The sequence below is a fragment of the Micromonospora sp. USAFONa4 genome (genome assembly GCF_057197825.1).
The window spans coordinates 4,481,804-4,493,713 of sequence record NZ_CM170072.1 but is presented as its reverse complement, the minus strand read 5'-3'; the positions used below and the strand labels follow the sequence as shown (position 1 = coordinate 4,493,713).

General features: G+C 72.1%; 12 protein-coding genes. 6 read left to right on the top strand and 6 right to left on the bottom strand.

Annotation, left to right across the window (positions count from 1 at the left end; translation table 11 throughout):
- Positions 1–62 precede the first annotated feature (62 nt).
- Both AC0OO9_RS19975 and AC0OO9_RS19970 read left to right on the top strand, forming a co-directional pair.
- Positions 63–1,235 carry a sensor histidine kinase gene (locus tag AC0OO9_RS19975; RefSeq protein ID WP_484511536.1) on the top strand — a complete coding sequence of 391 codons (1,173 nt, stop codon included), beginning with the start codon at positions 63–65 and terminating at the stop codon, positions 1,233–1,235.
- The gene (locus tag AC0OO9_RS19970) at positions 1,232–1,894 is read left to right on the top strand and encodes a response regulator transcription factor (RefSeq protein ID WP_484511534.1); all 663 of its coding nucleotides are present in this window, start codon (positions 1,232–1,234) and stop codon (positions 1,892–1,894) included. The genes AC0OO9_RS19975 and AC0OO9_RS19970 overlap by 4 nt, the downstream gene beginning before the upstream one ends.
- 74 nt (positions 1,895–1,968) lie before the next feature.
- Here the strand turns inward: AC0OO9_RS19970 and AC0OO9_RS19965 are convergent, their stop codons facing one another.
- Entirely contained in the window at positions 1,969–2,316 is a 348-nt protein-coding gene (locus tag AC0OO9_RS19965; protein WP_484511532.1) for a DUF6223 family protein, read from the bottom strand.
- A 251-nt stretch (positions 2,317–2,567) separates the two neighbouring features.
- Between AC0OO9_RS19965 and AC0OO9_RS19960 the strand changes: the two genes are divergently transcribed.
- Positions 2,568–2,888, top strand: coding sequence for a GYD domain-containing protein (locus AC0OO9_RS19960; protein ID WP_132233720.1), 321 nt, complete (start codon positions 2,568–2,570; stop codon positions 2,886–2,888).
- A gap of 46 nt (positions 2,889–2,934) precedes the next feature.
- Here AC0OO9_RS19960 and AC0OO9_RS19955 read toward each other — a convergent pair whose 3' ends face one another.
- From AC0OO9_RS19955 to AC0OO9_RS19935, 5 genes are all read right to left on the bottom strand, one after another.
- The gene (locus tag AC0OO9_RS19955; protein WP_484511530.1) at positions 2,935–4,668 is read right to left on the bottom strand and encodes an HNH endonuclease; all 1,734 of its coding nucleotides are present in this window, start codon (positions 4,666–4,668) and stop codon (positions 2,935–2,937) included.
- Between the two features lie 179 nt (positions 4,669–4,847).
- Entirely contained in the window at positions 4,848–5,675 is an 828-nt protein-coding gene (locus AC0OO9_RS19950) for a peptidase (protein ID WP_484511528.1), read from the bottom strand.
- Positions 5,672–6,979, bottom strand: coding sequence for a VWA domain-containing protein (locus AC0OO9_RS19945; protein ID WP_484517995.1), 1,308 nt, complete (start codon positions 6,977–6,979; stop codon positions 5,672–5,674). Before AC0OO9_RS19945 ends, AC0OO9_RS19950 begins: the two co-directional genes overlap by 4 nt.
- Positions 6,980–7,131: 152 nt before the next feature.
- Positions 7,132–8,202, bottom strand: a complete 1,071-nt coding sequence (locus AC0OO9_RS19940; protein WP_484511526.1) for an FAD-binding oxidoreductase — start codon at positions 8,200–8,202, stop codon at positions 7,132–7,134.
- Positions 8,199–8,492 (bottom strand): hypothetical protein, encoded by a 294-nt coding sequence (locus AC0OO9_RS19935; protein ID WP_484511525.1) that lies wholly within the window; start codon positions 8,490–8,492, stop codon positions 8,199–8,201. The genes AC0OO9_RS19940 and AC0OO9_RS19935 overlap by 4 nt, the downstream gene beginning before the upstream one ends.
- 387 nt (positions 8,493–8,879) lie before the next feature.
- On the opposite strand from AC0OO9_RS19935, the gene AC0OO9_RS19930 reads away from it, so the two are divergent.
- From AC0OO9_RS19930 to AC0OO9_RS19920, 3 genes are all read left to right on the top strand, one after another.
- The gene (locus AC0OO9_RS19930; RefSeq protein ID WP_484511523.1) at positions 8,880–9,572 is read left to right on the top strand and encodes a poly-gamma-glutamate hydrolase family protein; all 693 of its coding nucleotides are present in this window, start codon (positions 8,880–8,882) and stop codon (positions 9,570–9,572) included.
- Between the two features lie 182 nt (positions 9,573–9,754).
- Complete coding sequence (locus AC0OO9_RS19925) at positions 9,755–11,248, top strand: helix-turn-helix domain-containing protein (protein ID WP_484511522.1); 1,494 nt, start codon at positions 9,755–9,757, stop codon at positions 11,246–11,248.
- A complete protein-coding gene (locus AC0OO9_RS19920; protein ID WP_484511520.1) occupies positions 11,245–11,775 on the top strand; it encodes a GNAT family N-acetyltransferase in 531 nt (176 codons plus the stop codon). Before AC0OO9_RS19925 ends, AC0OO9_RS19920 begins: the two co-directional genes overlap by 4 nt.
- Positions 11,776–11,910: the final 135 nt, after the last annotated feature.

Sequence of the window (11,910 nt, the reverse complement as noted above, 5' to 3'; positions counted from 1 at the left end):
CGCGCGGATGGCCCCGCCTGGCGCAAGTGAGCCGTACGGGCATCCGCACTAGGCTTCGACGCATGTGGACGTCGCGATGGCACGGCCTGGCGGCGAAGATGGCCCTGGTGCCGGCGGTCGGCCTCGTGGCCGTCGTCGGCCTGGTGGTGCAGGCGTCCGGCATCGACACCGACGCCGAACGGGCGGCGCTGTTGGCGGTGCTGGTGTCCTCCGGCGCGCTCTACCTTCGCCGCCGGCATCCGGTGGCGGTGGGCGTGGTGGCGTTGGCGGCCGTCGGCGCGTACGGCGCGCTGCTGCACCGGCCCGGGCCGATCATGCTGGTGTTCGTCGTGGCGCTCTACACCGTCGTCGACGAGGGGCACCTCGGGGTCGCCGTCGGGCTCGGTCTCGCCTCGGTGGTCGCCTTCGCCGTCGCGGACAGCTACAACCGGACAGCCGAGAGTGTGAACGGGGCGACGCTGCTGCACGCCGGTTGGCTCGTCGCGGTCATCGTGGGCGTGACCCGCAACCGCCGGGCCTACCTCGCCGAGGCGCAGGCCCGGGTGCTGGCCGCGGAGCAGGGCAAGGAGGAGGAGGCCCGGCGGCGGGCCACCGAGGAGCGGCTGCGCATCGCCCGTGAGCTGCACGACGTGCTCGGTCACCACCTCTCACTGATCAACGTGCAGGCCAGCGCCGCGCTGCACCGGCCGGATCCCGACCGGTCCGCGCAGGCGCTCGCCGCGATCAAACAGACGAGCAAGGAGACGCTGCGGGAGTTGCGCACAACGCTCGGCGTCCTGCGGCGGGAGGATGCGGCGCCGACCGGGCCCGCACCCGGCCTCGACCGCCTGTACGAGCTGGTCACGACGGCCGGGCGGTCCGGGTTGGAGATCCGCACCGAGCTGGCCGAGACCCGCGCGCTGCCACCGGAGGTCGATCTGGCGGCGTACCGGATCGTCCAGGAGGCGCTCACCAACGTGACCCGGCACGCCGGCGCGACCGCCGTGGTGATCCGGGTCCGACCGGACCGCGACGACGTGCTGCTGGAGGTCGAGGACGACGGCGTCGGCACGGCGGGCCAGCCCGGCAACGGGATCCTGGGCATGGGCGAGCGGGCCCGGGCACTGGGCGGCTCGCTGACCACGGGCCCGGGCGTGGACGGCGGCTTCCGGGTACGCGCCCGCCTGCCGGTACCGCCCGTCCCGGTGCCGGCGGGCCCGCCCGCGCCTCGACCGGAGCCGGGGGACGTGGCGTGATCCGGGTGCTGCTCGCCGACGACCAGACCCTGGTGCGCGCCGGGTTCGGGTCCATCCTGGGCGGTGAGGACGGCATCGAGGTGGTCGGCGAGGCCGCCGACGGTGCCGAGGCGGTGCGGCTCGCCCGGCAACTGCGGCCGGACGTCGTCCTCATGGACATCCGGATGCCCCGGCTGGACGGCCTGGCCGCCACCCGGGAGATCGCCACGAGCTCCGACGTCCGCGTGATCATCCTGACCACGTTCGACCTGGACGAGTACGTCTACGGCGCGCTGCGGGCCGGCGCGAGCGGCTTCCTGGTCAAGGACACCGAGCCCGCAGAGCTCATCCACGGGGTGCGGGTGGTGGCGCGCGGCGACGCGCTCATCGCACCGTCGATCACCCGACGGCTGATCTCCGAGTTCGCCGCCCGGGCCACGCACCCGGATCCGGGGCTGCGGCTGAGCGCGCTGACGGAGCGGGAGCGTGAGGTGCTGACGCTGGTCGCCGCCGGCCTGTCCAACGACGAGATCGCGGCGCGGCTGGTGCTGAGCCCGGCCACCGCGAAGACGCACGTCAGCCGGATCATGACCAAGACCCGGGTCCGGGACCGGGCCCAGTTGGTGATCCTCGCGTACGAGTCCGGCCTGACCGTTCCCGGCTGGCTCGCCCGCTCCTGACGGCGACCTCCGCGACGCCGCACCGACCCGGCGCCCTGGCTAATCGGCGATCCAACGCCCCGGCCGGTCGGCGATCAGGCGGTGCGCCGGGAACGCACCAGGGCCAGCCCACCGAGGACCACGGCGACCAGCCCCACCACCAGGGCCACGTAGGCCCCGCCCCGCCCGTTTCCGGTGCCGATACCGCTGTCGGAGGTGGCCACGACCAGCCCGCCGAGGGCGACGCCGATCAGCCCCGCGGCCAGGGCCACGGTGGCCCCGAGCCGGCCGGAGCCGGTGCCGAACCGACCGGCGGGGCGGGCCAGAGCCAGCCCGCCGACGACCACGCCGGCCAGCCCCAGCAGGGCGGCGACGGTGGCCCCGAGTCGCCCGGCGCTCATGGTGTAGGCACTGGTGGCGGCAAGCAGGTGACGGACGTTCATCGAGGATCCCTTCGCTCGCATGACGGGTACAGCCGGCAGCGTATGTACCGGCGTGGTCACGGGTCGTCATGCCGGAGTTGGCGATGGGCCTACCACCCGGGTTGCGCGCGCCCGGGGTGACGTACATCCCTGGTCGTCCCGGGCTGGTCCACCGGGCGTCGAGCAGGCGACGGCCATCTGGTGTGCCGAGCGGCAGGACTAGACACCGGCACACCGGGTACGCGCGGCCGGAACCTGGAGGTGGTGCCCGGATGGCGAGGTTCCTGTTCACGGCGACCTACACGGTCGAGGGAATCAACGGGTTGGTGAAGGAAGGCGGGGCGAGCCGCGTCGAGGTGATCCAGGCGTTGGTCGAGAACGCCGGTGGCCGGATGGAGTCGTTCGACTTCGGGCTCGGCCCGTACGACGTGTACGTGATCTGCGATCTTCCCGACCAGCAGACCGCCGTCGCCCTGGCCGCCACGATCCGGGCGGCCGGCGGCCTGGACACCCGGATCAACCCGCTGCTGACCCCGCAGGACATGGACGAGGCGCTCCAGATGAGGATGGCCTACCGGCCGCCGGGAGCCTGACCCGCCGAACCGGCCGCCACGGGAGCCGACGTGGCGGCCGAGGGCGTCACGGCACTCGGGCCACCTTGCGGCGGTGGGCGCGCAGGGCCGCGGCGTCGGGATGGTCCGCCGTACGCGCCGGAAGGTGCAACTTGTCGCCGCTGCGGCGGGTGTAGTGCGCGGCCTCCGCCTTGACCCGGATGCGGAGCTGGTCGTCGATCCAGATCAGGCTGCGGTCGAAGAGGTTGTGCACGTCGGCCCGGAGCAGCAGACCGTTCGTCACCCTGTTCGTGGCGGGTCCGTCGTACGGCGAGATGTGCGCGGCCTGGAGGGCGGCTTCGGTGTCGCAGCCCGTGATGGCGCAGCGGCCCCCGTACGCCTCGAGAAGCCTGCGCCGGAAGTCTGCCTGCCCCTGGCGGGCGGTTACCTCCGCGAGCCGGCGGCGACGGCCCTCCGCCAGCGCCTCGGGCTCCGGCGCTCTGCTCGCCTCCAGCGCGTCGACGAGTCGATCGAACTCGGGCGCGTCCATTCCCCGCACGCCACGCACCGGGCCCGCTGTCAGGACGGGAACGTCCTCCCCGCTGTCGAGGAGATGCCGGGTCAGTACGGCGTCCCATCGGATCGCCACCCGCCACTCCGGTCCGCCCTCCGTGGCCCGCTGGTACGGGCCGGCACAAGCGACGCCGGCCGCGACGAGGCGCCCGGGTGGCTCGGTGGCGTAGGCCCAGATCCGGTCGCCGGAGGCGATCTGGTGGTAGCCGGCGGGGAGCTGCCAGTCGACAACGGTGTCGCTGCGGAAGTACTCCCAGACGTCACCACCCTTCCCCGACGAGTCACCACCGGCATCCACCGGGTAGATCCAGTCGGTCTGCTCGTGCCGGCCGAGCACCGCGTCGGCGAGCGGCTGGTTGTGGCCCCGCGCATGCAGGGTCCGAGACCGGAGCAGCGGCTCGGTGAGGGCACGGGCGGCCAGGACGACGCGCTCGTCCCCGAGCGCCGCGATCAGGTCCTCGACGTCGCCGGCGAGGACCTCCTGATCTGGCCCGGCATCGACGTAGTCCGACGGCCACCTGGTCATGGCGGGATGGGCCGTCCGGAATTCCGCTGGCGTCCAGTGCCGGTCGAGCACCGACTTGCGTACGACCAGGAAGCCCTCAGGCCGGGCGTTGGCACCCGGCTCGGTCGGCTCGTGCAGCACGAACGTCTCCATCGTCTTCATGGAGACCGCCGACAGCCGTGGCGGATCCGTCCGGGTGCCGGGCAGGCAGGAAAGCGCCCAGTGGTCCCGCTCGGTGGCCGCCGCGTCCGGCACGACCGCGTCGAGGTAGGCCCGGTTGGCCGCCACCACCGAGTCGAGGTACGGGCCGCCCGCCAGCCGCTCGAAGCGGCTCACGGGATCCGTGGACGCGGTCCGCTGCCCGGGCAGCAGCCGATTGAACCGTGGGTTCACGAGGGTGAGCAGGGCCTCCTTGAGCGCCTTCGGATCGCCCGTCTCCCGCCACCTGATCTCGCACCGACCGAGCCACTCGGCGATCTCGGCGGCGGTCGCCTGCCGGCCGATCTCCCGGTCGAGCAGCTCGCCGACCTGCTTGTGCAACACCGACGAGCCCCGGTTGCCCCGCAGGTGGGCGCGGAGTCGTTCGCGCAGGGTCCGCCCCGTCTCACCCACGTAGACGATGTCGCCGTCGAGGAGCACGACGTGTGTCCCCGGCGCGAGGGGCGCAAGGGCCGCGGTGTCGGGTGTGAACGGCTTCGGTTCGGTGAAGGGATCGAGCAAACCGTCGAGAGTGGAGTCCGGCATCCGGGGAGGCTACCGGCGCCGGCATCGGCGCGTGGTCCGGGCACTGCTGAGGGCGGGAGGCGGCGGTCGGCGTACGGCGTCCGTGCTGACGGCAGGGCGGGCACGACCCGCTCGGTCATGCCCGCCCTGCCGTCGTCGTCGATCTCGTTCGTGCTGTTGTGCTGTGACCGCGCGTACGGTCAGCCGACGCGCTGGCGGGGGCGGGTCAGGGCGAAGCCGACCACTCCCGCGACGGCGGCCAGGATGCCGCCGCCGATCGTCCAGTACCAACGGGACGACAGGCCCGGCCACCGCACCCAGTCGAACCAGCCGTCCTCCTCGTCACCGGCCGCCCCCGGGGCCGGAGTGCTGGCGGTCGGATCGCCGGCGAGCACCTTGCCCGGGTTCACCGCCGGGACCAGGGGCTCCTTCAGGTCGCCGCCCTCCGGCTCGGTGTCGCCGTCGGACTCCACCCCGACCAGCAGGCTCACCTCGATCGGCAGGCCCAGCTCCTGCTCCGGCAACTCGATGCCGGACAGCCGGACGTAGTAGGTGCCCGGCAACGGGTCACCCGACCACGGCTCGGCCCACGAGCGCACCTGGCGCAGCTCGCAGTCGAGTTCGACGGTGGTGGCACTCTTCGACGCCACGGGGGTCTGCGCCCCCGCCACACACGCCTGCCGGCGGCGGAGCCCGTCGAAGACCTCGACCGTCCAGGTGGAGTCGCCCTTCCGGCTCGCCGCGGCGGGCAGCGACACGGTGGCCGCCACGTGATGGGTGTCCCCCGCCGCGGCCGTGAACGACCAGTACAGGTAGTCGCCCACGGAGGCGCCGACCCGTACCGGCTGACCGGGGCTGATCCCGGCGGCGGTGAGGAACGAGGTGCCGGCCTTGTTGATGGTGGCGGCCCCCGGCGACGGGGTGGGCGTCTCCGCGCCGGCGGCGGCCGGCAGCGCGACGGCGATGCCGGTGGCGGCGAGCAGCACCGCCGCCCGGCGGGCCGGGGTCAGGGCCTTCGGCATCCTCATCGGGTCCTCCAGACCGCTACCCACCAACGGGTCAGCCAACCAACGATCAACCCACTGAGCAGGCCCGCGAGCATGAGTACGCCCAGCAGCACCCAGCCCCGGCCGAGACCCGGGCTGTTCGGGGCGGGCGACGCGTCGACCAGGTCGACGGTCAGTTCGAGCGGCATGCCCGGAGCCTGACCGGCACCCGCCTTCGCGGAGAAGGAGTTGCTCACGACGAGGCACACGACGGTGGGCTCGGGAGCCTTCTCCGTCGAGTCCGTGAAGACGCCGCCCCTGTCGTCGTCCTCCGACTCCGCCTCGTCCTCGTCGTCCGCCGCCGACCAGCGCACGCCTGTCGACAGCACGTCGGTACGACCGCTGCCGGCGTCGTTGCCCCGGACCAGTTCCCGCCCGTCGGTGGCGGTGGCCCGCAGCAGTACGCCGTAGTCCCGGTTCAACGGCCGGTCCAGGCCGATGCTCACCGAGGCCCGCAGCTCCTGCCCCGGCTGGACCGGGATCCGGTACCACCGGTGCTCCTCGAAGCGCTCCCGGTCGGTGTAGACACCGGGGCTGAGCACGGGCGCCTTGGCGCAGACGTCGGTGCCGGCCACCTTCGCCGGCGTCTTCGTGTGCGTGTCCTTGGCCCGTTCCACGATCTGCTTGATCCGCCGGGTCAGGTCGTCCTTGCTCTGCGCGGAGGTGTACGTCCCGCCGGTCGCCGATGCGATGCAGACGAGCTGCTTGCGTACCTTCTCGTCCGGGATGAGGCCGAGCGTGTCGACCACCAGGTGGGTGCCCTGGGCGGCCAGCTCGCGGGCCACCTCGCAGGGGTCCGGCGGCGCGCAGGTGTCCTCGCCGTCGGTGATGAGCACGATGCGTCGCGTGGTCTCGCCGGTGCCGAGGTCCTTCGCCGCCTCACGCAGGGCCAACCCGACGGGGGTGAAGCCGGTCGGGCGCAGGGTGGCGATGGCGTTCTTGGCCTTCACCCTGTCGACCGGGCCGACCGGTACGAGCTGCTGCGTGTCCTGGCAGCCGACCTTCTTGTCGTCGCCGCCGTAGGTGGCGCCGAGGACGCGGATGCCGAGATCCGTCGTCTCGGGCAGCGCGTCCACGACGTCGTTGAACGCCTCCTGGGCCACGGCGATACGGGAGCGCCCGCCGATGTCCTTGGCGCGCATCGAGCCGCTGACGTCGAGCACCAGCTCCACCTTGGGCGGCTCGACGGGTTCGGTCTCGTGCTCGTCGGCGTAGGCGGGAACGCCCAGTGTCGGGAAGGCCACCAACAGTCCTAACAGGACCGCCGGGAGCCGTCGTTTGATCATCACAGGCGCCGATCCTAGTGATCACCAAGCCCTCGGCCGACCGGGCGGCATCATGATCGTCCACTGGGGAGTTATTCGTCCGCTCGGCAACCGACCCGCTTCCCGGTGGTCGTCGTGACGCCGACGCGGAGGGATACGCAGCAGCTCGGCCGTCAGGGCGTCGGCTCCACCGGCAGGTGGATGCGGTCGGCGGACACCCCGGCGGCGAGCAGCCGCAGCCGCGCGCCGTCGAGCATCGGGGGCGGGCCGCAGACGTACACGTCGCCCTCGGAGCGACGATGGTCGAGGGCGATCGTGAGGGCATCGCCCCGCTCGGCGGGCTCAGCGGCGGGGTCGTGGCTGAAGGCGGGCACGACGGTCAACCAGTCATGGGCCTGCTGGAGCTTGTCGAGGGCGGTCGCGTCGTACAGGTCCGCGAAGGTGCGCGCACCGACGACCAGGGTCACCCGCCGGCCGTCGGGCGCGGCGGCGACCTGCTCGACCAGGGCGCGCAGCGGCGCCAGCCCGGTGCCGCCGGCCACGAGCAGCAGGTCCCGCCGCGCGGACGGGTCCAGGCACAGGCCGGCGTCGCGCGGCGGGCCGAGGTGGAGCAGCTCGCCGGGGCGTACGTCGTGGACGAGGCGGTGGGCGACGGCCCCGGCGGCGACGGCGCGGACGTGCAGCTCGACGGTGCCGTCGGGGCGCGGGACATTGGCCGGGGAGAGCCAGCGCCAGCGGCCGGGTCGGCGCGGCGTGCAGACGGGGACCGCCTGGCCAGGGCGGAAGGGCAGGCGCTGCCAGGGGCGTACGGTCAGGATCGCGATCGTGTCGCACGGCCGGTCGTGGCCGATCACCTCGGCGGGGCACCAGGCCGGGCCATCCTCCGCGCGGGCGACGGTGCGCCGCACGGCCTCATCGGCGCGGCGGCCGGCGTGCTCCCAGGCGTCGGCGAGCCGCGGCGTCCACAGTGGCCGCGCGCGCCGGGCGACGGCGGAGAGCAGCGCATCGCCGATCGTGGCGGCGTGCGGCAGCAGGCCATGGCGGCGGTACGCGCGGCCGAGCACCGCCAGCAGCGCCGCCCGCCCGGCCAGGTCGTCGCCGCCGACTGTGAGGCGGCCGAGCGCGGCGAAGAGCAGCGGCGCGTCCCGTTCGGGGAGCAGGCCGGGGCGGCGGTCATCCAGGGTGCACCAGAAGTCGTCGGCGCCCCGCTCGACGGCTGCCTCCCAGGCGGCGGCGATGGTCACGCGCCCACCTCCCCTGCGAAGACCTTGCGGGCGTGGGCGATCCGCTCGTCGGGCACGTCGAGCGCCCAGAGCACCCCCGCCAGGTAGTCGACGACGCGCCGGTGCTGCTCCTCCGACAGGCCGAACCCGCGCCACGCGTCCTCTCTTGGCTGGCCTTCGAGGGCCGCGGCGAGGCCCGCCGCCAGGTGCGCGCCGAGCCGCTCCAGGTCGACCCCGATGAGGTACGGCCACAGCTCCGCGTCCGCCACCACGAGCCGCAGCCACCGCCTGACCACCTCCTGCACGCTCATGCCCAGCTCCTCACGGGGTGTGCCCTTGTCCACGGATTCCGTAGCGGAAGGGCGCCTCGCCAACGGTTGGAGTGGCGCCGGGGCGGGCGGGAACGGAGCTGTGTCGTTCGGGTCGACGCAGCTCCGGAGCCAGCACCCGCCCCGGGCCATGCGTCGACCTTCGGCTCCGGCCGAGGCTCCCGCTATGCCGCGATCACCGTGACAGCGATGCACGCTGCGCATTCGGTTCGTCACTCACGCCTCTTGGTCGCGGCTGCGCAGTCGAGAACGGCACGAATACGCGCTGCGCACATCGGCCCCGCACAGAGTGATATCGGTGGATAGAGTCCCCGAGGCGAGATCGACGCGGCAACAAGGAGAATCCCCATGAACAGACATGCCCGATGGATGCTCAGCGCCCTCGCCGTTCCGCTCGTGATGCTGACGGGGTACGGCATCGCTCGGGTGGGCGACGCCCCTACGCACCAGGCAGCCGCCCCGGTAGGCAGTGTGGCCGAGTATCCGTCGATGACCGCGCTCCGCAAGGTCGAACAGGCGGGCGTCGCCTACGAGCTGAGCTGGAAGATCACCAGCTCGCCGCTGATCGTCGTCGCCCCGCACGGCGGCCCGATCGAATCACGCACCAGCGAGATCGCGGGCGCGATCGCGGGCACCATCCACACCCAGTGCCAGTTCAAGGGCATGCTGCCGGCCGGCCAGAACTTCCCGCGGCTACACGTCACGAGCGAGAACTGGGACGTCGAGGAGTGCCTGATCCTGATCGGCCAGCGGACCCACGCACTGTCGGTGCACGGCACGGCCAAGCCGGGCAAGGTCGTCTACATCGGCGGGCGGGACACCGCCACCGGCGCGGAGGTGGCGACGGCGCTGAGCGCCGCCGGCTTCACCGTCGTCCAGCCCGCGCCAGCGGACATCGCCGGCACGTCCACCGCGAACTTCGTCAACATGGACGCCGACGGTGCCGGCGTTCAGCTTGAACTGACGTCCGACCTGCGGATGGAGCTGTTTCCGACCAAGGACGGGCCGCCCTCGACGAGCGGGCAGGCGTTCGTCGCAGCCGTGCAGGGCGTGTACGCCTGACAGGCCGCTGCCTCGACGCACAGGTCTGCACCCAGGCTGTGGCCGGATTGTCGGGTGGCGGATGACGGCGTGAGCATCATCGATATGCGCGCTGCGTATATCGCGTCTGCACGGAGCGGCTTCAATGGATAGGCTCGACGAGGCGAGACGGACGGAGCCACCTGCGCATGGCGAGGTTGCCGGTGACACACGCGAACTGCCCCCGGTGCGGCGGACGGCTGGCGCGCGACAACGACAGCGGGCGCTGCGCGCCGTGCCAGGCCGCCGAGCGCGACAGGCTGAGCGTGCCGCCGGTGGTGCCGGCGAGCTTCTGGGAGCACGAGCCGGTGCGGCGGGCGCTGGCGGAGCGGCATCTCGGGCGGGTCATCCGGGCGTACCGGTGCCATCCGTACCACGGTCGGGCCGCGTTGCCGCAGACCGTGGTGGCGGGGTGGCTGGGGATCACGCAGGCGCAGCTCAGCCGAGTGGAGAACGGGCCGCCGCTGGTGCATCTGGATCGCTTGACGCACTGGGCGCAGCTGCTTCGGATCCCGTCCCGCTTCCTGTGGTTCAGCCTCCCCGCCCGGCTGACCAAGAATGGGGAGCACGACCCCGTACCCGTGCAAGAAGCCGGAGCGACAAACCTGCCGGCGCTGGCCGATGCCCCCATCGCGGCGTCGAACCAAGGAGGTGGCACTACGGACCGCCGACAGTTCCATGCCCTCGCCGCACTCGCGGGCATCGCCGCGACCGGTTCCTTCAACCTGCTCGCCGCACCGCACAGCACGGTCCGAAGCATCAGCATGGAGCAGGTCCGCGCCGTCAGCTCACTGGTGGACGAGCTCCGTCGCACTGATGCGGCGGTCGGTGCCAACCAGCTCTGCGGCCTCGCTATCCGGGTCCACGCCCAGGTATCAGAGTGGGCGGCGAAGGCCACCTACAGCCGGGACGTCGGCGAAGCCCTCCAGACCACCCTCGCCGATCTGGCTATAGAGACGGCCTGGCTCACGATCGACGCGAATCGCCGCCCGGAAGCCAGGGCCTACCTGAACGAAGCGATCACCAGAGCCCGCTTGTCCGATGATCCACGGATGGAGGTACGCGCCTTCGCCTACCTCGCGCTGCTGACTCGCGAGGACCGCCCCGGTGAGTCGCTGCACGCCGTCGAAGCGGCACTCCGCTCCTCCGCCGGGTGGGGCACCCCACGATTGGTCACGCTGCTGCACCTGCGTGCCGCGAGGACGTACGCCACCCTGAGCGACATGAGCGGCTTCCACCGGGCGATGAGCAGGGCTCAACGCGAGTTCGAACGCGGTACCAGCGAGGACGACATGCCGTTCCTTCATTTCGTCACCGCGCAGGAGATGAAGGGCATCGAGGGCCTCGCCTACCTCGCCCTGGGCAGGCCCGAACGCGCCGCCGGTGCCTTCCGAACCATCACGGAGAACCCCTCCCCCGTTCTTCGGCGCAACCACATCTACTACTCGGTCCAACTCGCCGACGCCGCCTACCGGCAGGGCAACCTCGACGAGGCTGCGTACACGGCGATGAGCCTGCTGCCTGACATCGGTCAGGTGAGTTCGGGGCGGGTGAGTCTTCACCTCGCGCAGCTCCGGACCAGCCTGGGGCGCCCCCAGCGGTCGACCGCTGCGACCCGGAGTTTCGTCGAGGCGTACGACCAGGCGGTGCACGCATGATCGAGGGCTTGGAACTGCGGCACCACACCGCCGAGCAGGCGGTCGGGTCCATCGACCGGCTCGTCGGGCTCTACCTGAAGGTGTACGCGGACGGCGGCGAGTTCCACAGCGATGACCGGTACCGCCGCCAACTTGCCGGCCACATGCAGCGCGACGGCTGGGACCTCGTGACCGCCACGATCAACGGCGACCTGGTGGGATATGTCTACGGCTTCCTGCTGCCCGCCGAGACCAGGTGGTGGGGCGGCATCCGCGAGCCCATCCCGGACGGGTTCACCAACGAGGATGGGAAGCGGACGTTCGCCATCAGCGAGCTGATGGTGGCCCCTGACTGGCGCCGTAGAGGAATCGCCAAGTCGCTGCACGACGAGTTACTCGCTGACCGCACGGAGGAACGGGCCACACTCCTGGCGGAGCCAGACAACAGTCCTGCTCAGGCCGCCTACCGCAGTTGGGGCTGGCGAAAGATCACCAAGCTTCGGCCTGACTGGGAGCACGCACCCACGTACGACGTACTGGTTAAATAGACCCGCCGACCCGCCGGCCCCTTACCTGCACACGACGACGAGGTTGCCGATGACATCCGCGGAGAAGGACTTGCCTGTCGGCACTTGCAAACCGTCAAAACAGCGAACGGCGATGCTTTCCGCCACATAGTAGCG